At 40.9% G+C, this 24086-nt stretch carries 22 protein-coding genes; 1 reads left to right on the forward strand and 21 read right to left on the reverse strand.

Features of this window, described 5'->3' with window-relative positions; translation table 11 throughout:
- Positions 1-18: 18 nt before the first annotated feature.
- From DPV81_RS07515 to gpt, 21 genes are all read right to left on the reverse strand, one after another.
- Positions 19-1665, reverse strand: a complete 1647-nt coding sequence (locus DPV81_RS07515) for an ABC transporter substrate-binding protein (RefSeq protein WP_111387644.1) — start codon at positions 1663-1665, stop codon at positions 19-21.
- A gap of 133 nt (positions 1666-1798) precedes the next feature.
- A complete protein-coding gene (locus tag DPV81_RS07520; protein WP_111387646.1) occupies positions 1799-3208 on the reverse strand; it encodes an MDR family MFS transporter in 1410 nt (469 codons plus the stop codon).
- On the reverse strand, positions 3187-3696 hold the full coding sequence (gene mobB / locus DPV81_RS07525) for a molybdopterin-guanine dinucleotide biosynthesis protein MobB (protein ID WP_111387648.1): 510 nt from the start codon (positions 3694-3696) through the stop codon (positions 3187-3189). The genes DPV81_RS07520 and mobB overlap by 22 nt, the downstream gene beginning before the upstream one ends.
- Before the next feature lie 135 nt (positions 3697-3831).
- Positions 3832-4776, reverse strand: coding sequence for a sigma-E factor regulatory protein RseB (gene rseB / locus DPV81_RS07530; protein ID WP_111387650.1), 945 nt, complete (start codon positions 4774-4776; stop codon positions 3832-3834).
- 70 nt (positions 4777-4846) lie between these two features.
- Positions 4847-5428 (reverse strand): sigma-E factor negative regulatory protein, encoded by a 582-nt coding sequence (locus DPV81_RS07535; protein ID WP_065242590.1) that lies wholly within the window; start codon positions 5426-5428, stop codon positions 4847-4849.
- A 21-nt stretch (positions 5429-5449) separates the two neighbouring features.
- The gene (gene rpoE / locus DPV81_RS07540; RefSeq protein WP_014064431.1) at positions 5450-6025 is read right to left on the reverse strand and encodes an RNA polymerase sigma factor RpoE; all 576 of its coding nucleotides are present in this window, start codon (positions 6023-6025) and stop codon (positions 5450-5452) included.
- Between the two features lie 117 nt (positions 6026-6142).
- Positions 6143-6400, reverse strand: a complete 258-nt coding sequence (locus DPV81_RS07545; RefSeq protein ID WP_111387652.1) for an FAD assembly factor SdhE — start codon at positions 6398-6400, stop codon at positions 6143-6145.
- Between the two features lie 85 nt (positions 6401-6485).
- Positions 6486-8162, reverse strand: a complete 1677-nt coding sequence (locus DPV81_RS07550; protein WP_111387654.1) for a fructose-specific PTS transporter subunit EIIC — start codon at positions 8160-8162, stop codon at positions 6486-6488.
- 4 nt (positions 8163-8166) lie between these two features.
- A complete protein-coding gene (gene fruK, locus DPV81_RS07555) occupies positions 8167-9108 on the reverse strand; it encodes a 1-phosphofructokinase (protein ID WP_111387656.1) in 942 nt (313 codons plus the stop codon).
- A gap of 3 nt (positions 9109-9111) precedes the next feature.
- Positions 9112-10632: a fused PTS fructose transporter subunit IIA/HPr protein gene (gene fruB, locus DPV81_RS07560; RefSeq protein ID WP_111387658.1), complete on the reverse strand. Its 1521-nt coding sequence runs from the start codon at positions 10630-10632 to the stop codon at positions 9112-9114.
- Positions 10633-10706: 74 nt separating this feature from the next.
- A complete protein-coding gene (locus DPV81_RS07565; RefSeq protein ID WP_049365129.1) occupies positions 10707-11237 on the reverse strand; it encodes an HI_0449 family lipoprotein in 531 nt (176 codons plus the stop codon).
- Between the two features lie 81 nt (positions 11238-11318).
- Entirely contained in the window at positions 11319-12629 is a 1311-nt protein-coding gene (paeA, locus tag DPV81_RS07570) for a polyamine export protein PaeA (RefSeq protein ID WP_111387660.1), read from the reverse strand.
- Positions 12630-12738: 109 nt separating this feature from the next.
- Positions 12739-13263 (reverse strand): DUF1523 family protein, encoded by a 525-nt coding sequence (locus DPV81_RS07575; RefSeq protein WP_049365127.1) that lies wholly within the window; start codon positions 13261-13263, stop codon positions 12739-12741.
- A 26-nt stretch (positions 13264-13289) separates the two neighbouring features.
- Positions 13290-14072, reverse strand: coding sequence for a YchF/TatD family DNA exonuclease (locus DPV81_RS07580; protein WP_111387662.1), 783 nt, complete (start codon positions 14070-14072; stop codon positions 13290-13292).
- A gap of 7 nt (positions 14073-14079) precedes the next feature.
- Entirely contained in the window at positions 14080-15060 is a 981-nt protein-coding gene (locus tag DPV81_RS07585) for a DNA polymerase III subunit delta' (RefSeq protein ID WP_111387664.1), read from the reverse strand.
- Complete coding sequence (gene tmk / locus DPV81_RS07590; RefSeq protein ID WP_111387666.1) at positions 15057-15689, reverse strand: dTMP kinase; 633 nt, start codon at positions 15687-15689, stop codon at positions 15057-15059. Before tmk ends, DPV81_RS07585 begins: the two co-directional genes overlap by 4 nt.
- Positions 15689-16738, reverse strand: a complete 1050-nt coding sequence (gene mltG / locus DPV81_RS07595; protein ID WP_111387668.1) for an endolytic transglycosylase MltG — start codon at positions 16736-16738, stop codon at positions 15689-15691. Before mltG ends, tmk begins: the two co-directional genes overlap by 1 nt.
- Positions 16739-16802: 64 nt before the next feature.
- Positions 16803-17735, reverse strand: coding sequence for a peptidylprolyl isomerase (locus DPV81_RS07600; protein WP_049365121.1), 933 nt, complete (start codon positions 17733-17735; stop codon positions 16803-16805).
- Between the two features lie 77 nt (positions 17736-17812).
- Positions 17813-18352, reverse strand: coding sequence for a bifunctional pyr operon transcriptional regulator/uracil phosphoribosyltransferase PyrR (gene pyrR, locus DPV81_RS07605; protein ID WP_111387670.1), 540 nt, complete (start codon positions 18350-18352; stop codon positions 17813-17815).
- Positions 18353-18430: 78 nt separating this feature from the next.
- Positions 18431-21910: a DNA polymerase III subunit alpha gene (gene dnaE / locus DPV81_RS07610; protein WP_111387672.1), complete on the reverse strand. Its 3480-nt coding sequence runs from the start codon at positions 21908-21910 to the stop codon at positions 18431-18433.
- Between the two features lie 108 nt (positions 21911-22018).
- A complete protein-coding gene (gene gpt, locus DPV81_RS07615) occupies positions 22019-22477 on the reverse strand; it encodes a xanthine phosphoribosyltransferase (RefSeq protein WP_005699092.1) in 459 nt (152 codons plus the stop codon).
- Between the two features lie 111 nt (positions 22478-22588).
- Here gpt and DPV81_RS07620 point away from each other — a divergent pair, with 111 nt between their 5' ends.
- A complete protein-coding gene (locus DPV81_RS07620; protein ID WP_111387674.1) occupies positions 22589-24037 on the forward strand; it encodes an aminoacyl-histidine dipeptidase in 1449 nt (482 codons plus the stop codon).
- The last annotated feature ends 49 nt before the right edge of the window (positions 24038-24086 follow it).

Below are 24086 nucleotides of genomic sequence, written 5' to 3' on the forward strand. Positions count from 1 at the left end.
GCTAGTATAGTCCGTTAATTATTTACCATCAACACTCACGCCATAAAACGCATCATAGCCAAATGGGCTTTGTACGTAGCCTTTTACGCGAGGGCTAAGTGGTGCGAAACCAACTGAGTGTGCAACTGGAATCCACGGTGCTTGATCATGGAAAATTACTTGTGCTTGTTTATAAAGCGCCGCACGTTCTTCTTTATTCGTTAAGCCAATCGCTTTATCTAATAAGGCATCAAATTCTGCATTTTTGAAACGCGCAAAGTTTGAGTTACCAGCGTTAGCACTTGCAAGTAACGGAGAAAGGAAGTTATCCGGATCACCGTTATCGCCTGACCAACCGAAAATACCAGCTGTTAATTCGCCTGCTTTAGCACGTTTTTGATAGTCAGCCCATTCAAATGTGACTGGATTTGCTTTTACGCCAACTTTCGCCCAGTCTGCCATCACAAGTTCAGCCATACGTTTTGGATTTGGGTTAGACGCACGTACCACCGGTTGAATCCAGAAATCCGTTTCAAAACCGTTTGGATAACCCGCTTCCGCTAAAAGCTGTTTCGCTTTCTCTGGATCATACGGATAATCTTGGATTTCGTCGTTATAACTCCAAATTGTTGGTGGTAATGGGTTTTTCGCTGCAGTGCCTGCACCTTGATAAACCGCTTCAATAATTGCTTTTTTATCCACTGCATAGTTTAATGCTTGGCGCACTTTCACGTTATCAAATGGTGCTTTTTCCGTATTGAATGCGATATATGCCACGTTCAAACCTTTTTGTTCCAAAAGCTGTACTTTTGGATCGGTTTTCATTTTGGCTAAATCCGCCACGTTCGGGAATAAAATTAAATCACAAGAACCCGCTTGTAACTTCGCATAACGCGTAGTTGCATCTGGTACGATACTGATCACCAAACGATCAAGCGGTGTACGACCTTTCCAATAGGTTTCATTTGCTACGTATTGTGCCGCTTGGTCAGTTTTGTAATCCACAAAAATAAACGGACCTGTACCTACCGGTTTGTTATCGATCGTTTCTGGTTTACCCGCTTTCAACATCGCATCTGCATATTCAGCTGAGTAAATAGAGATAAAGTCCATACCTAAGCTTGCTAAGAAAGTCGCATCTTTTTTATTCAAGGTGATACGAACGGTGTTGTCATCCACTTTCTCAACTGATTTTAATAAATCTGGGAATTTCATTGCTTTGAAATACGGATAAGTCCCTTTTGATACATTGTGGTAAGGGTGGTTAGGATCTAACTGACGTTGGAAAGAAAAGATCACATCATCCGCATTAAAATCACGTGTTGGCGTAAATTCTTTTGTCGTATGGAATTTCACCCCTTTACGTAAATGGAAAGTATAAGTTAAACCATCGTCACTGATCTCCCAGCTTTCAGCCAAGGCTGGCTCAAGATCAGTAGAGCCTTTTTTGAATTCAACCAAACGGTTATACACTTGTTGTGAACTTGCATTGTAAGATGTGCCTTCCATTACCAATGCTGGGCTAAAGCTAAGTGGTGCTTTCGCTGTACAGTACACAAATGTATTATTACCTGAAGGTTTTGCTGTTTCTGCTTTCGCATTTTCTTTTGCCGCAGAACCAGATTGATCACAAGCTGCTAAAAACAAACTGGCAGCAATAAGCGTTAAGGTCGCTTTTAATTTCATAAGTTTTCCTTCTTTAATCGGGTGAAACACCCAAACATGAATATAAAATTTCACCTAAGATATAAGCAAATCAAACTTTTACGAAATAAGAAAAAGATCTTTCTTATAACCAATTAGACTAAGACATTCAATATCAGCGTTTTTTCCGTAAATGATCCCCGTCTGTTTTGTGCAAATAGCTCAATATCCAAACTAATGCGATAGCAAAAATGGAAGTCGTCAGAAACGTATAGCTGAAAGCATGTTGTAATGCGTCGCCGTCGTTACCCATAAATTGACGATATAACGTCAAAATAATAGATGCCACAGCGATACCAAATCCGATACCCACTTGTTGCACAATGCTTAGTACCGTTGAGCCTACACCGCTTTGAGCCTGTGATAGATCGCCAACGGTAAGTGTATTAATTGAGGTAAAAATCATCGACATGCAGGCACCATACCACATCAGATTACATATGATCCACGTCGTTGATGATGAGGTATCAAGCCATGACATGGAAACCGTTGAGCCTGCCATTAAAAGTGACGATAAAATTAACGTGGTTTTATAACCTAAGATATTTAAGATATGCCCAATAAAACGTTTAAATACGACAGACATTAGCGCAATGGGTGCAAGCAACCAGCCTGACTCTTCAGCTGAATAGCCAAAAGAAAGTTGGAACATTAATGGCAATAAGAACGGCACAGCCGAACCAGAAAGACGGATAAAGATATTGGCTGCAATGCCTAATCGGAATGTTCTTGTATTGAAAAGAGATAAAGGCAAAATGGCACGTTCATTACCTTTTGCATAAAAATAATAGGCCACCAATAATGCAATACCAATCGACAATGCACTATATGTCGTCATATTGTCACGGTGACTTTCGCCCAGTAAATCAAGCCCGAGCGTTAAACCGACTAAACCAAATGCAAAGAGTAAAAAGCCTGTCCAGTCTAACTTATTCGCATTACCCTTATGATTTCCCATCACTTTAGCGGCAGCCCAGAAGCCTAACATACCAATAGGAATATTGATTAAGAAAATCCAATGCCATGACGTATGTACAACAAGCCAACCACCTAAAATCGGGCCAAGAATCGGGCCGATGAGTCCTGCTGTCGCCATTAAATTCCAGGCATTAATTAATTGATTTTTCGGTACTGTTTGAATAATCGCAAGGCGAGCGACAGGCATCATAAATGCCCCGCCAATACCCTGGAGAATCCGTGCAAGCACAAGGGTCTCGAGAGACGTAGCCATCGCACAAGCGACTGAACCCAATACAAAGGTAAAAACTGCTGAGCGGAAAACCGTAAGTGTACCAAATTTAGCTGCCGCCCAAGCGGTTAAAGGAATAAATAAAGCAACGGTAAGAGAATAGGCGATAATCGCCATTTGCATTTCAAAGACAGGAGTTTGCAGATCTGTTGCGATGGTGGGTAAGGCAGTATTTAAAATAGTCGCATCCAAGCTTTGCATAAACAAAGCCATGGAAGCCACCCAAGCCAGCCCTTTATAATGCTGACGTTCTATTACTGTGTCTTTTTCCACCATTGATAAATAAACTCAGCGATCTGTTCAATGTGATTAATATCTAATAAAGTGCGGTCAGTTTCAAGCGAATAATCTGTTGCTAAAGCCAACACGTTTTCATCTAATTCCGGCAAAGGTTTTGTCATCTCTTGTCGATGCAACAGAATCTTTGGAATAGGTTCTTGTTTAAATCCTTCCACCAAAATTAAATCCGTTAAATGACAATCAAATTGTTGGCTTAAATAGGATAATGAAACCGGCTCTTGAGGGGTTTCTGTCATCAATGCCCAACGATTATCACAAGCCATAATAACTTGCGCAGACCCCGCCTCTTTCATGCGCCAACTGTCTTTTCCTTCTTTATCCACATGAGCGTTGTGATGGCTGTGTTTAATCACTGAAACACGTAGACCTTTTTTAATTAATTGAGGAAGCAATTTTTCCAGCAATGTGGTTTTGCCACTACCGCTGTAACCTGTGATGCCAAGAAGAGGAAGGGGATTATTCATTGTAAAAACCTTAAGAAAAATGACCGCACTTGATAAAACAAAACCCCGCAGGACGGGGTTTAGCTATCAAAATCCATTAGGTGAAGAAAGTATAGCAAGGGGAAACAAAATAGCAACTTTCTCACTGCTACTGAATTATTTTAGGAATGTTACACCTTGTACAATTCGTTTAGCTGCGGCAATTGGAAGCTGTCCGATAAAGGTAATTTCTTTATCGCCCATGACTTCACTGTAAATCGTGTAAGCCCCTTGTTTCCACGTGTTTTCTTTTGCAGCAGTGCTATCCGCTTTATTGATATAAAGTGTGAAAGTGAAAAGACCGTCACTAAATAACGCATTTTCAATCACTTCACCGTCTATCACATCTTGATTTTGACGAATTAAATCAAACCCTTGCGGTAACCAATCAGTTTTCCAATTGATTGAAAGCAATGATTCTTGTTTTCCTTCATTTAAAAGTGGCGGCACTGATACCTTATTAAGGTAATCGGTTAAACCACGTAGACGATCATCGATATATAACGTCACCACGCGGAATTGATCCAATAACTTGCCTTCGCGATCAAGCATATCGCCACGCAATAATAAACCATTTTCTTCATCTAAGAAAACGAGGTATTGATAGCGAAAATCATCTTTTGGCACAATACGAATAGTATCAACGAATCGGCCTGCAATTCGGTCTTTTCCAAGCTTAATAAAATCATAATTCTGGCTCAGCTTGCTAAAATCAGTACGAATCACTGCTGGAAGTGCATCCACAATCTCACCACTGTTAATCGTGAAAGCACGTGACCCTGGCTGGAAATAGCTGACTAAATTACCGCGCTGGATGATCTCTTGTTGCTCACCATCTAATGTCACCAACTGTGCATACACTTTTTGCCCTTGCTTAATATGGCGATAGCGGAATGAGTCCATATTTGTTGGTGTCGTTTGCACAAAAGCAATCTCATAATTTAAATCTCGCATGGCTTGCGACATTTTATTTAATGACTGAATTGGCTCTTCTGCAAATGCCGTGAAAGGCAAGAAGAATAAGCCTAAAAGTGCGGTTAATTTAAGAAACGTTTTTTTCATAAATAAATCAATTGATCCATAAAAAAATTCACCACGCCTAAGGTGGTGAATTATCGATTAATTGCTGTAATTATTTCGCTTGGTTGCTACCCACATTTAAGCTGTCTGCATGCATACGACGCTGTAATTCATAGTTTTGTAACATCGTACCAATACGGCGATTTTTTTGTTCAACCTGTTCCGAAGTGGCTACATCTTTGGTCGGAGCGTTGTAACTTACTTCTTGAACAGAATTGTTAAATGGTAAGGTTTGTAAAACTGGGTTTTCAGGTGTAACCGACGTGCTTTTCGCATTAAATGATTGCACACCTACTACTGCCACTAAACACACACCTGCAGCCACTGCAATTTGTGTCATTGGTGCAAAGAATGCTTTTAATTTTTGCACGAATGGTAAACTGTCTGCTTCTTCTGGTGTTGGTTGAGAAACAGTAATCTCAACGTGTTTTACTTCTTCTAATTCAATTAAATCAGCCATTTTCGCAGTAAAATCAGCACCTAATAATACTGGTGACTCTTTACGCATAACTGCTCTTACTGTGTGATACGCCGCCCAAGACTCTTGTGAATCTTTATCCTGACAAAGTTGTTCCGTCAACTCGGCACTGACTTCTTCTCCATCCATATAGGCTGAAAGTAACTCTTTTTGCATTTTATAAACTCCGACTTTATTTTAACGTTGCATAAGCGGTTGTATTTTGTTCTCAATCACTTCCCGAGCACGGAAAATGCGAGAACGTACAGTGCCTACTGGGCAATCCATTATTTCTGCGATTTCTTCGTAGCTTAACCCTTCAAGCTCACGCAAGGTAATCGCGGTTCTTAAATCTTCTGGCAAACTGTGAATAGTATCAAATACCACTTTTTCTAATTCGCTAGATAACATTTCATTTTCAGGGGTATCTACATCACGTAGATGGGTTCCCACATCGTAGCTTTCGGCATCTTCAGCCAAAATATCTTCGCTCGGTGGACGGCGCCCCTGTGCCGTTAAGTAATTCTTTGCCGTATTAACGGCAATTCGATATAGCCAAGTGTAGAATGCACTATCGCCCCGAAAGGATTCAATGGAACGATAGGCCTTAATAAAGGATTCTTGTACAACATCTGGAATGTCGTTATGAGAAATGTAGCGGGTTAAAAGTCCGGCTACTTTATTTTGATAACGAGAAACCAATAAATTAAAGGCTTTTTTATCGCCTTGCTGCACTCTTTCTACCAAAGCCTGATCTGTTAGCTGTTCAGCCATATATCTCCTATGCTACGTCTAACACGCCTTCATATATTCAAGACAGCAAGCTATTGTTGCTTTATCAGACAGAGTTAAAATTGAAAAGTTCCTTATGTATAAAAAATTTCAAAAAAATTAATGGACATTCGTTTTCTGCACATCTTGGATATATTCAACCATCGCTTGCACTTCGGCATCGTCTGATTGACTGCCATTAAAAAACCACGAAAAAAGTTGTAAATCCGTGGCGGCAAGTAAACGAATAAAAATATCTTTTTTGTCGTCAGTCAGTTGGTCAAAATGCGCTTTATAAAAAGGCATGATGATTTTATCCAACTCAAGCATGCCTCGACGACAATCCCATTCAATGCGGAGTTTATTGTATTTATCCATAATTTCTCCCTAAATCATTGTAATTATACCTGATAAATGAAAAGTGCGGTTAAAAATTACCGCACTTTTTTAATCAAAGAATTGGCTATTCTGTCGCCTTTGGTTTAATCACCGCGTAAACCACACCGGTTAATAATGCCCCCGTTGCAATTGCACCTAAGTAGAGTAATGGCTCAGAAACAAACGGAATGACAAATAAACCACCATGTGGTGCTTGCAGAGAAATATTTAATGCCATTGAAATGGCACCGGCAGTTGCTCCACCGATCACCGAGCTAATAATAACACGCAATGGATCAGCAGCCACAAACGGTAATGCCCCTTCAGAGATAAAGCACAAGCCTAAGACAAAAGAAGCTTTACCTGCATCACGTTGATTACTGGTAAATTTACTGCGTGCAATCCAAGTTGCAATCGCCATCCCAATTGGTGGCACCATACCGGCTGCCATAGCAGCGGCCATTGGGGTGTGAACTTGAGAGGCCAACATTCCCACAGAGAACGTATAAGCTGCTTTGTTTACTGGACCGCCCATATCAATACACATCATGGCACCGATAATCGCACCCAATACCATCGCATTGACTTCCCCCATGGATTTTAACCAATCGCTTAAGGTTGTCATAATTTGTGAAACCGGTGGGTTAATCACATAAATCATGGCAAGGCCAACAATCAAGGTACCAAAGAGCGGGAGAATTAAAATCGGTTTTAAGGAGGTTAAACTCGCCGGCAATTTAATGGTTGCATTTAATCCTTTCACCACATAACCTGCTAAGAAACCCGCAATGATCCCACCTAAAATCCCAGCGCCTGCTGTGGTGGCTAACATACCGCCAATAAGACCTACCGCAAGCCCTGGACGGTCTGCAATAGAAAAGGCCACATAGCCGGCAAATACTGCAATCATCAGATGGAATGCTGCACCGCCGCCGATATCCATTAAGGCTTTTGGAATACCATGAAAAATTGTTTCATCTTTGAAGGCTTCGATACCAAACATAAAGGAAATCGCGATTAATAAACCACCGGCAACCACCAATGGCAACATGTGCGATACACCAGTCATCAAATGTTTATAGACGCCTTTTTTCTCACCGCTTTCTTCTGATTTCGCAGAAGATTTTGCTGCGCCACCTTCATAAATTTTCGCTTCTTTAAATGCCTTATCGAATTCCTGTGCCGTTTTCTTTAAAGCCAAACCGGTCGAAGTACGATACATCGGTTTACCTTGGAATTTATCTAACGGCACATCAATATCCGCCGCAACAAAGACTAAATCTGCAGCAGCGACTTCTTCTGGGGTAATTTCATTACCTGCGCCCACTTGACCACGCGTTTCTACTTTTACCTGCCAACCTTGTTTTTTTGCATAGGTTTCAATAGCTTCAGCAGACATAAAGGTATGCGCAACCCCTGTCGGACAAGCTGTCACCGCGACAATATTTTTGACGCCAGAAACACCGCCAAACCCAACCACACTTTGAGTAGGTTGAACATAGTCCACTGCTTGATTAAGTGCATTTGTCAGCGTGACTTCAGGGGAAGCAATCGCCGCATCTTCATTGACTAAAAAGACTTTTTTGCCCACAAGTTCAGCAGAGTTTGGCAAACTAGATCCGAAAACAATCACTAAATCCGCCTCTTTGGCTTGCTCAACCACAGTATGATTGGCTTTTTTCGCTGCCATGCTCAATGCTTGGCGAAGTAAATAGGATTTTGCCGCACCAATTTGCGGAGATTGAGTTAAAAACAAATTCATTACATTATCCTTCAATCACAGAAATTTTGACATTCGCCAGAATTGGCTCAAGCAAGGCGATATCGCTCACGCCCACATTACTTTGAGAAACCGCAAAGGCGGAAACTGCACTCGCAAACGCTAAAGTTTCCGCTTGAGACAAGCCTTTTTCGATACCATAAATTAAGCCAGCCACCATGGAATCACCTGCGCCTACAGTGCTCACCACATTTTCACATTTAGGTGGTTGAGCTTGAATAACAGCTTGATCATTCAACCATAAAGAACCATTCGCGCCCATCGAAATAATGACGTTAGCAATGCCTTCTGCTTTAAGTTTTTTAGCCGCCGCAATAATTTCATCAAGAGAATTTAACGGATGACCAATCCACGCTTCTAATTCGCGATGATTTGGTTTTACCAACCAAGGATGGGCTTTCAAACCTGCTGTGAGTGCCGCATTACTGCTATCTAATACGACTTTCACACCGGCTTGATGCAACTGATTAAGCCAATCCGCGAACAATTCAGGACTGACACCACGCGGTAAACTGCCACAAACCGCAACGATGTCAAAGTTTTGACAATACGCTAATGAATCTGCTGTAAATTGCTGCCAAGCTTCTGGAGTAATTTGATAACCTAAGAAATTTAGGTCCGTCACATCAGCTTCGGTTTCCGTAATTTTTACATTAATACGAGTTTTACCTGCTACACGATGAAATTTGTCTTCCAAGCCTTGTTTTTTAAATAGCGTTTCGAAATCACCCACGTTGTCTTCACCTAAGAAGCCACCAACTGCCACCTCTACGCCCAAGTCTTTCAACACTTTAGCGACATTGATGCCTTTACCGGCAGGGAAAAGACCAAGGGCTTCTACGGTATTCACTTCGCCAATTTCAATACGCGGCAAACGCCCAACTAAATCGTAAGCGGCATTTAAGGTAATTGTTGCTACTTTTGCCATCACTTACTCCTTACCTTCACCTAAACCGCTTTCAATGACTGCACCGATACCGTCAATCGCTTGTTGAGCTTCTTCACCACTCGCCACAAAACGCAAGCGGTGACCTTTCACAATGCCTAACGCCACAATTTTCATCAGACTTTTCGCACTGACTAATTGGCTATCACGATCTAAGTTTTGTACCGCAACCGACGCATTGTATTTTTTCACTTCATTAACCAGTACCGCACTTGGACGAGCATGTAAACCGTGTTCATTACGAATCATAAATACGGCTTCAATGGCATCGGCTGGTAAACCTGTTTTTTCTTCGTGAATTTGTGGTGCATGCTCACTGCTGACTTCAATAGTATCCGGTTCAGCAGGTGGCACAGCAGAGACAGTTTCGCCAAGCCCACTCGCAATGATCTTACCTAAGGCTTCAATGGCTTGTTTCGCATCATCCCCTTCTGCAACAAAACGTAAGCGATGACCTTGAGTGACACCTAATGCCACAATTTTCATCAAGCTTTTTGCACTAACTGGTGCGGTTTCTCGAGTAAGATTTTGTACCGTAATCTTGGAGGCGAATTTTTTCACTTCATTGACAAGCACGGCACTTGGGCGAGCATGTAAGCCATGTTCATTACGAATCGTAAAGGTACCAATCACTGCACCTGTCGCAATTTGGTCTTCAGATTGAGCCACTGCTGCAGCGGGCACTTTACCGCCATTAAGTGCGGTCAAAATTTGCTGCGCATTACCACTTAATAAAATATTTTGGACTTCATCATCCAGTAAACGCGCTAATGTCTCATTGATTTGGTCATTGACAGCCGAAATCGTCAATACGCCTTTCACCGCTTTGCCATTATGATTAAAAATAGTTTTCGCACGACTGAATGCCAAGGCATTTTTCACGTTACCTGATACAGCATCGGTTACCCATAAACCTTTGCCTAGTGGCAGAGCAGAATTGGAAACCACTTCAGAAACAAAGCTATTTTCAACCGCACTTTGCTGTTGTAATTTGCCTGCATTGATGGCTGTAAGTATGAGCAAACTTTGCGTTTCAATATCTAAACTTAATGTTTCATCAGTAATACTAAAAGCATCACTTTCACCCAATAAAATAGCACGGAATTTTTCAACATCTGTTAATGTCGCTAACTGTGCTGCAGTGTCTTCATCACCTAAAACATGCGTTAATTGACGAAGTAAAGCAAGATGTTCATCAGAACGGGCCGCAATACCAATTACAACATAAGCAATATTGCCTTCTCCCCACTCAATACCTTGTGGGAATTGGAAAACTTGCACACCAGTTTTTTTTACCATCGAACGGGTTTCTAATGTACCGTGTGGAATCGCAATCCCATTGCCTAAAAAAGTGGAGGTTTGTTGTTCTCGTCCAAGCATGCCTTGCAAATAGCCTTGTTCAACATTGCCAGCTTGCTCTAACGCACTTGCAGCCATTTCAATAGCTTGCAGCTTATTTGTTGCTGTAGCATTTAAATGAATGTTGCTTTCCGAAAGTTCTAACATTCTTGCTCCTTCACATCGATGATTTTAAAAAAGAAAAGCTGCTGATGAGATCGCTCATCAACAGCTCAAATTGATTATTGGCCGGTACAGGCTTTGAGTAGCATTTCGCTACCTTGGGAAATGTAAGCGTCATTTTCACCGCGCTCTTTGCCTTTTTGCAAATCACGCATTGCATCGTAGATCCCTTGTGTCACACTTGGTGAATCCACTTTTTGCCAACAATTCGCGCTTAAGCGGCTGAAGTTGGTTTGTAATGCCTCTGCATGCAACACACCACTGTAGTAAGCATACACATCAGAGTCATGACCACCTGTGTAGAGTTTATCTTGAATTTGTTTGATTGGCACCACAATACGACCGAGATACCAGTCATTTGCACCACTTGCAAAATTATCCACAAAGAAATTTTTTGTTACACGATCTTTATACGTTGCCACAGTGGCTTCATAAGCTGCCGCATAAGATTTTTGGTCGATTTTATCTTTATCTAAATCAATGACCTTTTTGTCTTTACCCATAAACGGAATGTAAGAGGTCATATCTGAAATCGAAGAACAACCTGCAAGCATTACTGCCACAAAGAATACCGAGATTTTTTTAAACATTAAATTTTCCTTATTTATAGGCGGTTAAAAACGCCGTTAATTATACTTAGAATGGGGGATTAAGCAAGGAAACGCCTAGCACTACGCTGATTCTTTGCTCACACCGCTATCTTTGACAATAGAAACTAAAATTTGATCAATTTTGAAGTTTTCGGTATCAATAACTTCAAATTTATATTTATCGTATAACACAAAATCAGTTTTTTTCGGGATTTTGCGTAGCATATACATCATAAAGCCACTGATGGTTTCATAGTTTTCTTCATCTGGGAAAGATTCAATATCTAAAGCACGCATCACATCTTCAAGCGGCGTTGCACCATCGATTAACCAAGAGTTTTCATCACGGCTAACGATTTGCTCCTCTTCATTAGAAACCAATTCTCCCATCACAATACTCATCACATCATTTAAGGTAATTAAACCCATCACAAGTGCATACTCATTGACGATAATCGCAAAGTCTTCACCTGTAGACTTAAATAACTCCAATACCTCATATAAGGACAATGTATCTGGGATAAATAACGCTTTACGCAATAAACGGCTATCCGTTAAATCTACCACTTCTTGTTGAAGATAGAGTGTTAATAAGGTATGTGATTCCACATAACCTAAAATCTTATCCAAACCATTATCACAGATCACTAATTTAGAATGAGAGTCTGCCGATAAGGTATTCAACACTTCTTGACGAGTGAAAGTGCGGTCTAAAAATACGATATTTTCACGGGTCGTCATGGTTGAAGACACAGTGCGTTCTTGCATTTCAAAGATATTTTCAATTAGATAATGCTCTTGTGTTTTTAGCACGCCCGCTTCAGCTCCAGCTTCTACGATCGCCACAATGTCTTCTGAAGTCATGTTATCTTCACGTTTAGTGGATACGCCCATTAAATGGAAGAAGATATTAGAAAGACCATCAAAAAACCATACAATGGGTTTCAATAAGAAAATAAAGGCTTGCATAATGCCAATAGTCCGCAGTGCAACACCTTCAGGATTAATCAGTGCGAGACGTTTCGGAATTAAATCGGCTAATAAAACAAATGTTATGGTTACCATGAAAAAGGCAATCCAAGAGGAGGCTGGCTCAACCCATTCAGCCGTGGTGTATTCATGTAAAAAACTCTGTAAGTGAAGACTAATGGTTGCTTCACCAATCACACCACCGAGTACGGCGACCATATTAAGTCCAATTTGGACCACAGTAATAAAGCGACCAGGCTGTTCCTGTAACTTTAAGACTTTCTCCGCTTTGATATTGCCTTCATTGGCCAACGTTTGTAACTTAATGCGTCTCGCACCCGCGAGAGAAATCTCGGCTGATGACAAGATTGCACTGATAATAATTAATACGATTAAAATTAAAATCGCTGCAGATAAACTCATAATGTTCTCTTTATTGGTTTTAAAGTGCGGTCAATTACCGCTGGTTTTTAGGTTAGAAATGTTATTATTAAATTGTTAGGGCGTTCTATGACGCCCTATTTGAGATACGCTAATTTTCGCTGTCGAACCAGCCGCGTACAAATTGTACTGAAAGGAAAAGGGTAACTAATAGGAATGCATAGAATACCCAAGATAAAATTGGATGGCTTGGTGTGATATCGTCGCTGATTTCCTTCACCGAAACCGCATTACGATATTCATCAAACATCGTCATACGCCAACCGTAATACTTGATTTGTACTAATTTATTTTCATTACCAAAGGCTTGAGCTTGAGCCTGTAAGTTAGCTGAACCAAATTTGAAATAGAATGGAAAACCCCAACGGGTATCTTCATTACGATATACCATGATTTTTCCATCATCATTTTGTGTATTAATAAAATACACATCACGCGTTGGACCATCAGCCGGATTCGATTTTGTAATCGGGCCATCTTTATCAACACGTTTCACTTCCACACCCGTTACTCGCGTTACATCATAGTGTGGGAAAACGTAGTCCACCACAGCAAACATAAAGCCGTGAAAAACAAAGACCACTAAAAATAAAAAGTATTTAAAAAACTTACGCATAAAACTCTCTCATTTAAATCGATGATTTATTGTACATTAATTTTAAATAAACGCTCGAAGTTTTGTGTACTAATTTGTGCAAATTCTTCCATAGACAGCCCTTTTAACGCTGCCACATATTCACACACCTCTCGCGTATAGGCAGGTTGGTTCTCTTTGCCACGATAAGGCACGGGCGCTAAGTAAGGCGAATCCGTTTCAACTAACAAACGATCTGCTGGTACATAACGAATGGCTTCGCGAATACTTTCCGCATTTTTAAAGGTAATAATACCCGAACAAGAGATGTAAAAACCTAAATCAAGCGCCTTTTTCGCAAAATCTAAGGTTTCCGTAAAACAATGAATTAATCCACCGCACTTTTCAGCCTGGTGCTCACGCAACATAGCAATGGTATCTTCCGGTGCTGAACGCGTATGAATAATCACGGGTTTATCCACTTCATTAGCAATTCTGATTTGATCCGCAAAAACCGTTTGCTGCAACGCTTTATTATCCGCGCTGTAATAATAATCCAAACCAATTTCGCCAATTGCGATCACTTTTTTATCTTGGGATAAACGTAATAAACGATCGGCATCGTAAGGTTCTTCTTCAAGATCTAATGGATGCACGCCGCAAGCTAAAGACACATTCGGAAATTTTGCTAACTCAGGGTAAGCTTTTTCAAAACGGCTTAATGTTACGCCAATCGCCAAAAAATGCTTCACATCTCGTGCTTGGGCTTTGGCCACTACATCAGCAATATCTTTGTGTAAATTTTCATAATCCAATGCATCTAAATGGCAATGGGAATCTACGATAAACATAATTTATTTAGTCCTTAAATACGTCGGTAATTAACTTCGTCAAACCATCTAATAACATTAATTCTGTGTTAACGCCGTTGATAGTGAGTAAATCCGAGCGTACTTTTTGCATAATTTTATTTGCGGTTAATAACCCAAGCGCTGTTTGCTCGTCTGCAAATTGAATTACACCTGTTTTAAGATCAAGTGTTTGCCAGCCACTTTGTATTTCGAGTTTGTATTTAATGGCATCGCTTAAAAACGCTAAAATCCAATCTACTTGCTGTACGGTGCGTTCTTTTTCAAAGAAAGGCAAAATTTCCAAAGGCGAACGACGACGATAAAACAGCCAAAATTGGCGTAGGAAATTCTTCCGTTGTTCAATTAATCCTTGTTGGAGAGTTTCCAATGCTAACAGTGGGCGCCCCAAATTCATCGCAAGTGCGGTCAATAATTCAGATGTTTCTGCCTGAAATTGAGAAGAAAGCCAATTTAGGGCTTCCGCCTCTGCTGGCAAAGGCACATTCCACACTTGGCAACGACTGTAAATAGTCGCTAACAATGAAGAGGAGGGTTCTGTTTGCAATAAAAAATACGTATTCGGACGCGGCTCTTCCAAGGTTTTGAGCAACGCATTAGCCGCAGCCTCTGTAAGACGCTCTGCATCTTGGATATACACTAATTTATTGCCATTTTGTTGCGCATGTTGGCTGACAATCTCATTAATTGCCCGCACCTGATCAACACCAATATCTTTGCCTTCTTGAGAGGCTAAAACATGAAAATCAGGATGGCTGTGCGCTGCCATTAAATGACAAGCATGACAATGGCCACAAGGTGCATTATCTGGCGTTTGACACATAATGTGTTTTGTCAAAGCCTCAAACAAACCTTCAGCACCGAGACCTTGATCAGCTTTAATCAATAATGCATGATGCCCCAAACCTTCGCTAAAAGTTTGGCTAATTTTGTGATAAGTAGGCACTAACCAAGGATAAAGTTCGCTCATTTTGCTTGTGAAACCCACCAATTTTTGACCGCACTTTGTATGTCAGCTTGTACTTTTTCCAAAGGCTGACCTGCATTAACAACGGCAGTTTTTGGGTTGTTCTGTACTAATTCCAAATAACGTTGGCGGGTACGATGGAAGAAATCGAGTCCTTGTTGTTCAATGCGGTCTAATTCACCACGACCTCTAGCACGAGCCAGCCCTTCTGCAGGATCAATGTCTAAATACAGTACAAAATCAGGCTCAAAATCGCCTAATACCATATTTTTTAAATTCGCCATAAGTGTTTGGTCAAACTGACGCCCACCGCCTTGATAAGCCTGTGAAGACATATCATGTCGATCGCCAAGCACAATTTTACCTTCTGCTAATGCTGGCTTAATCACATTTTCTACCAATTGAATTCGTGCCGCATAAAGCATCAATAATTCCGCTTTATCCGTAACAGGTTCTTCTGTTTCATGTTTAATTAAATGGCGCAATTTTTCTGCTAACGGCGTACCACCCGGCTCACGAGTAAATACGATATCATTTACACCAAGAGATTTTAATGTATCCACCACCGTTTGCATGGCGGTACTTTTACCTGCACCTTCCAGCCCTTCAATCACGATAAATTTGCCTTGCATTAGTTGGCTCCTTTTTGTTGGCTACGATACCAACGTAAATATTCTTGCACTGCTTTATTATGCTCGTTCAGATTACGAGTAAATTTATGACCGCCACTTCCATCGGCAACAAAATAATAAAAGTCCGTTTTTGCTGGATGCGCCACGGCCTGCAAGGCACTTTCACTCACCATCGCAATCGGTGTTGGCGGTAAACCCTCAATCATATAGGTATTATACGGAGTTATCGTTTCCAAATCTTTCTTACGAATATTGCCGGTATAACTCTCACCCATTCCATAAATCACCGTTGGGTCAGTTTGCAGTTTCATATTGGCTCTTAAGCGATTAATAAATACGGAAGCCACTTGTGGGCGCTCCGCCGCAACACCCGTTTCTTTCTCCACAATAGAAGCCAAAATCAGCATCTGATACGGATCCGCTAATGGGAGATTTTCATCACGTTCATTCCACGCTTTATCTAAGGCTTTTTGTAAACGAGTAGTTGAACGTTTTAATAATTCAAGATCAGTTGAGTTTGGCGTGTAATTATAGGTATCTGGATACAACCACCCATCCATGTTATTCCATTCGTAAACGGCTTTTGCAACGGCTGGAATATCTAATAACGCCATAATTTCTTTATCACTTTTACCTTGCAAGGTTTGTTTTAAGTGCGGTGCGCTTTCAAGGTTTTTACGCCATTCCTTGAACGTCTTACCCTCAATAAACTTCACACTAAATTGCGCTTCCTTGCCGGAATTAATCATATCCAATAAATCTTGCAACGTTTTCACGCCCGTTAAAGAATAAGTCCCTGCTTTCACTTTGTTGAACTGCGGTTGTAATTTCAATAACCACGGTAATAAATCGGCATGCTCAAGAATTTTTTCTTGCTCTAATAAAGCTGCGAGTTTACTGCCAGTAGTGCCTCGCTCAATTGTAAGCAATTGATCTTGCGTGACATTCACCGGCGTATCAACAAACTCCGTTAGTTTTTGATAACCCCAAAAACCAACACCACCAAGAATTAGCAAAAGAATCAGTAAAAAGACAAAAAATTTTTTCATGCGTCACTCATTTTATAAAAACGACAAAAGGGGCAAAAATGCCCCCTTATTCTAACGGTTTCTGTTACTTATCGAAATATTGAATATCAGCATTTTTACGTAATGCTTTCACCCAGTCTTTGGTTGCATCTTGTAATTGGCTATTCACGATTTGTTCGTAAGCTTTTTGACGATAGGCATCTTCTGTTTTATCGCCATCACGACTACCGGTTACTTCGAGAATATGCCAACCAAATTCAGATTTAAATGGAGCAGAAATAGTACCTTGTGGGGTTGTTTCAACCATTTTTGCAAATGGGCCTACATAAGCTTCAGGGAAGGCATAGCCTAAGCTGCCGCCATTCGCACCAGATAAATAATCTTTAGAATATTTTAATGCGGCATCGGCAAATGTCATTTTGCCAGAAATAATCTCGCTACGAATACGTTCTAATTCTGCTTTAGCTTGTGCATCGTTCAGTAATGGGTTTAATTTTAATAAAATATGACGAACTTCATACTCTTTACCCATCACTTTTTGTGCGGTACCTTTTGCTTTCGCTTCATCGAGCATTTGTTTACCCAATGCATCTACTTGCTCACGAGTCACATCTACGCTGTTTTGAATGGCATGGTTACGCACACCCGCCATTAACATTTGACGAGAGATTTGTTGTTTAAATGCATTTAAGGAAATCCCTTGATAATCCAACGCATCTAAGAATTGACCATAAGTTAAACCATTTTTCGCCGCAATATCTTCTACGATACGGTTTACTTCCGCTTGGTTTACTTTTACGCCTGATTCTTTGATAGCCTTATCAGTCAGCATATCATCAATAATCTTATCTAATGCTGCACGTTGGCTACCTTTCTTGCCCATCACAGCATTCACTTGGCTTTGTAAAATTGGTGTACCATTTACGGTCGCCACAACGCGCTCTTCTGCTTGTACTTGAGAAAAAGTAAACAGACCGATCATGGCAAATAAAAGAGATTTTAACATTGATTTTTTCATTTTAGTTGTCTTAAAAAATAATAGGATAATGCTCGTTAGATTATCAATTTTATCAAAGGTTCACAATAGGTCGACAGTTATTTAGGCAATAATGCCACTTCATAACAACCATCGTATTTTAATGTACGCACCTGAACTTGTTCATCACGAGAAGTCGGCACATTTTTACCTACATAGTCTGCCCGAATCGGCAATTCACGATGCCCGCGATCCACTAAAATCACCAATTCAATTTTAGCTGCTCGACCAAAATCTGTTAACGCATCCATCGCAGCACGAATGGTTCTACCAGTGAATAACACATCATCGATCAAAATGACTTCTTTACCCTGAATATTCATATAACTGGAGGCACCGCTATACACAGGCGTCGGATTTTCAGGTTCAACATACTCTAAGTCATCGCGGTAAAATGTGATATCCAATTCCATCATTGGAAGCGTTACACCATTCAACTCTTCAATACGGCGTTGAATCAATTCAGCAATTTCTGCACCACGGCGTTTCACCCCAACTAAAATGACATTATCGAAATCTTGGTGCTTCTCAATAATTTCATGGGAAATACGTGAAATGGTGCGTAAAAATCTGTCTGCATCAATAATGATTTTTTCCATTTTATCTCTCGCTTTATTTATATCGCTTAAAGTGCGGTTAAAAAACACGGATTTTTTGACCGCACTTTGACTGGAATATTAACCGAATTCTAGCTCTACCGCATTTTCACCGAGCAAATTCACCAATTCTGTTAGAATTTCATCCGTTGGTGTAATCGACCATTGAATCCCTAGACGCAATAACGCACGGCCTTTTGCACTTTGATAATATACGTTAATTGGTAAAGTGCCGCCACTAACAGGTTCTAACATGTCTTTCAGTTTCTTAATAAAACTTGGGCTAATCTGTTCCTCTGACAAACTGATAGCCAAAGATTTCGCATAACGGGAACGCGCCTCATCTAAAGTCATCAAATCCCGTACTGACATTTTTAATCCGCCTGAAAAATCGTCAAAACTTACCTGACCAGATACCACCACAACCGTGTCTTTTTGCAGTTTTTCACCAAATTGGTCTAAGCTTTCGCCAAATAGGGTTAAATCCAAACGTCCAGAACGGTCGTCAATAGTGGCGATACCAATTCGATTGCCTTTTTTCGTCGTCGCGAAACGTGTTGAGACCAACAAACCAGCTGCCGTGCTAATTTGTCCACGGCGGTTTGGCGTGAGATCTTTTAATCGCGTAGAGCTATAATGAGAAAGCTCTTTCAAATAACGACTTACCGGATGGCTGCTCAAATACAAGCCAAGTGTTTCGCGCTCACCATCTAAAATTTGTTTTTCTGTGTAAGGTGGCGTGTGGGCATAAGCATTTTCCACTTCTTCATGCGTTTCTGTCAGCACACCGAACATATCGGCTTGTCCCATAGCCTCATCTTTTGCATGCTGATCTGAAGCTTTGAGTGCATCTTCGAGATTCTTAGATAACGCCGCACGGTGTGGTCCTAGCTTATCAAATGCGCCCGACATGATCAGACTTTCAAAGGTACGACGGTTAATTTTCTTCAAATCAACGCGAGCACATAAATCAAATAAATCTCTGAAAATCCCACCTTCATTACGTGCAGTAATCAATGCCTCAATCGGACCTTCCCCCACACCTTTAATTGCGCCGATCCCATAAACAATTTCACCATTTTCATTCACGCTGAAATGATGTTTCCCTACATTGATATCTGGTGGGGTAACTTTTAAGCCCATACGTAAACATTCATCGTATAAGCCGACAATTTTATCCGTATTATCCATTTCCGAGGTCATTACTGCTGCCATAAACTCAGCAGGGAAATGGGTTTTCAGCCAAAGGGTTTGATAAGATACCAATGCGTAGGCGGCGGAGTGCGATTTATTGAAACCATAGCCGGCAAATTTTTCCACCAAGTCGAAAATCTTCATGGAAAGTTCGCCATCAACGCCATTTTTTTCAGCGCCTTCTTTAAATACTGAGCGCTGTTTCGCCATTTCTTCCGGCTTTTTCTTACCCATCGCACGGCGTAATAAGTCCGCACCACCAAGAGTATAACCCGCTAACACCTGAGCAATCTGCATAACTTGCTCTTGATACAAAATAATACCGTAAGTTGGCTCTAGAATCGGTTTAAGGCTTTCATGTTGGTAGTTTGCATCAGGATAAGACACTTCCTCACGACCATGTTTACGGTCAATAAAGTTATCCACCATGCCTGATTGTAATGGACCAGGGCGGAATAATGCCACCAACGCAATAATATCTTCAAAACAATCTGGCTGAAGACGTTTAATTAAATCTTTCATCCCGCGCGATTCCAACTGGAATACGGCGGTCGTCTCAGACCGTTTCAGCAACTCAAAGGATTCGGGATCATCTAATGGAATAGCAGCAATATCGACTGCTGGTTTGCCTTCACGAGTAAGGCGGGCATTAATCATATCTAGTGCCCATTTGATAATGGTGAGTGTACGCAAACCTAAGAAGTCAAACTTCACTAAACCCGCATATTCCACGTCATTTTTATCGAAGTGAGTAACCGGATGAAGCCCCTCATTGTCACAATAAAGTGGCGCAAAGTCTGTAATCAAAGAAGGCGAAATTACCACGCCACCCGCGTGTTTACCTGCATTTCGCGTGACACCTTCTAGCTTACGCGCCATATCAATTAGGGCTTTGACTTCTTCATCTGAATCATATGCCACTTGTAACTGTGGTTCAGCCTCAAAAGCCTTGGCTAAAGTCATGCCGGGATCAGGAGGAATCATTTTCGAAATACGATCTACGAATCCATAAGGATGGCCTAATACACGACCCACATCTCGAATTACCGCTTTGGCCGCCATGGTACCAAAGGTAATAATTTGTGATACCGCACCACGACCATAGGTTTCTGCTACATGATCGATAACACGATCCCGTCCATCCATACAGAAATCCACGTCGAAATCGGGCATGGAAACACGCTCTGGATTGAGGAAACGCTCAAAAAGAAGATCGAATTCAAGGGGATCCAAATCGGTAATTTTTAATGCATAAGCCACCAATGAACCCGCACCAGAACCACGTCCAGGCCCTACCGGAATATCATTGTCTTTTGACCACTGGATAAACTCCATGACGATTAAGAAGTAACCCGGGAAACCCATTTGGTTAATCACATCGAGTTCAACTTGAAGACGCTCATCATATTCTGGTCGTCTTTCTGCCCGCACTTTTTCATCGGGGAATAAAAACGCCAAACGCTCTTCCAAGCCTTCTTTGGCTTTCATCACCAAATAATCTTCCGTGCTCAGCTCGCCAGTTGGAAATTGAGGGAGGAAATATTGCCCCAAACGCAAAGTCACATTACAGCGTTGAGCTATTAATACCGTATTTTCAAGTGCAGAAGGAATGTCCGCAAATAAGTCGCACATTTCTTCTTCTGAACGGAAATATTGTTGCTCGGTATAACGTTTTGGACGTTTCGGATCGTCAAGGGTATAGCCATCATGAATAGCAACTCGAATTTCGTGTGCCTCAAAATCATCAGGTACGAGAAAGACAACATCGTTGGTTGCAACAAGCGGTAAATCATGTTCCTCAGCTAATTTTAATGCGGCTTGAATATAACGCTCTTCATCCGGACGACCCGTTCTAGACAGCGAAAGGTAAAAATGGTCAGGAAAAAATTCTTGATAAAAACTGACCGCACTTTCCGCTTCGGAAATATTTTCTTTAAGGAGTTTTTTCGCGATATCGCCTTGTGTGCCACCTGATAAAACAATTACACCCTCACGGTGTTCAATCAACCATTCCTGGTCGATATAAGGCAAGTCCACATAGCCGCGTTGATAGGCTTTTGAAAGCAGTAAAGTGATGTTTTTATAGCCTTCATTGTTCTTGGCAAGTAAAGTGAGGGTGAATAATTCCTCACCGCATAGCTCACTTTTAACATGAACATCTGCGCCAATAATCGGTTTAATCCCCGAAGAAAGGGTTTCACCATAAAAACGCACTACACCACAGAAATTGGTAAAATCCGTTAATGCCAACGCAACCATATTGTTTGCAGCACACGCTTTGACCAATGGTTTCACTTTCACGATACCATCGATCATTGAAAAATCGGTGTGTGTACGAAGATGTACAAAACGCGGTTGAGTTGACATTCAAATTCCTTGTTCAGTAAAAGTGCGGTTAATTTTAACGGGATTTTACAATTGGCTCAATAAACAAAATGCGAGGCTAAGCCCCGCATTCCCAACTCATATTTGTAATTATTTTCTTGCCAATGGTGGCACAAAAGTTAAACCTAAATCCCAAGGTTGTTCAATCCAAGTATTTTGTGGAATATCAATCACATAATCATCCACTAACTCAGCACCTGCAGGTTTTGCGAATACTGTGACGAATTTTGCTTTTGGATACATTTCACGAATTGCACGAGCAGTGTTGCCGGTATCCACTAAATCGTCTACCACGATCATTCCTTCACCATCACCACTTGCACGGTGTAATACTTTTAATGCACCTTGTTCATCGTGATCATAACTCGCAATACACACGGTTTCTACGAAACGAATATTTAATTCGCGAGCAAGTACCGCTGCTGGGAATAAACCACCACGGCTTACTGCGATGATACCTTTCCACTGAGTGGCAGGAAGTAAACGTTCCGCTAATTTGCGGGCATGCATTTGGAACATATCCCAAGTAACAACATATTTTTCGCTCATAACAAATACCTTAAACTTTGTCGCTAAATAAAAAAATTGCGGAATTTTAACCTGAATTGGCGTTTTATGCTATGATTTCCGCAAAAATTTTAATGAAAAAAGGAGTTCATTATGTCAGAAATTACCACATTACAACCGCAATTACTTTGGAAATGGTTTGATCAAATTTGTGCAATTCCACATCCTTCACATCATGAAGATGCACTCGCCACTTTTATTGTCAACTGGGCAAAAGAAAAACAATTCTTTGCAGAACGTGATGAAGCCGGCAATGTATTAATTCGTAAACCCGCTACTGCAGGAATGGAAAACAGCCAACCTGTTGTCTTACAAGCACATTTAGATATGGTGCCGCAAGCGAATGAAGGCAATCCTCATAATTTTACCCAAGACCCTATTCGTCCTTATATCGACGGTGATTGGGTAAAAGCGCAAGGTACGACACTTGGTGCGGATAACGGTATTGGTTTAGCCTCTACCTTAGCGGTATTAGAAAGTACCGATATTGCACACCCACCACTTGAAGTGTTACTCACCATGACTGAAGAAACCGGCATGGATGGTGCCGTACACCTTCGTCGTAACTGGTTAAAATCAGAAATCTTAATTAATACCGATACCGAAGAAATCGGTGAAATCTATATTGGTTGTGCTGGTGGGGTAAATGCTAATGTTGAGTTACCTGTTCACCGTGAAAACAATCCATTTAGCCACGCCCTACAAATTAACTTAAAAGGTTTACGCGGCGGCCACTCAGGCTGTGATATTCACACCACACGTGCGAATGCAATTAAAGTATTAGCACGCTTATTAGCAAAACTTACACAAAATCAACCGCACTTTGCCCTTGCAGAAATTCGTGGTGGCTCAATTCGTAATGCGATTCCACGTGAAGCGGCTGCAACCATTTGCTTCAATCATGATGTAGAAAGCGTAAAAAGTGCGGTCAAAAAATTTGAAGTTTTATTAAAAGAAGAGCTTGCTATCGCTGAGCCAAACTTAACTTTAACAGTTGAGCAAGTTGAAAATCCACAACAAACCTTCACGCTTGAAAGCACCCAAAAAGTGATTAATTTACTGAATGTGTTACCAAACGGTGTGATTCGTAACAGTGATGTAATCAAAAACGTCGTGGAAAGCTCATTAAGTATTGGTGTGTTAAAAACCCTTAAAGATAAAATCGAAGGCACGATTCTTATTCGCTCATTGATTGAAAGCGGTAAAGAATATGTAGAAGACACCTTAACCTCACTCGCTAAACTCACTGGTGCAACAGTTGAACTTTCAGGTTCTTACCCAGGTTGGAAACCAGTAAATGACACCGCAATTTTGACATTAATGAAAAAACATTATGCAGAAGTGCTTGGCAAAGAGCCTGAGATTAAAGTGATTCACGCGGGGCTTGAATGTGGTTTGTTGAAAGAACATTATCCAAATATTGATATGATTTCTGTGGGGCCAACTATTCGCAATGCGCATTCGCCAGATGAAAAAGTCCAAATTTCAACAGTACAAACATACTGGGAATTACTCACTAAAGTCTTAGCGGATATTAAATAATCTACAATAAAAAGGGCTAAATATTACATTTAGCCCTTTGTTTTTTTTA

Origin of the sequence: Haemophilus parainfluenzae (assembly GCF_003252795.1) — a bacterium.
GTDB lineage: Bacteria > Pseudomonadota > Gammaproteobacteria > Enterobacterales > Pasteurellaceae > Haemophilus_D > Haemophilus_D parainfluenzae_K.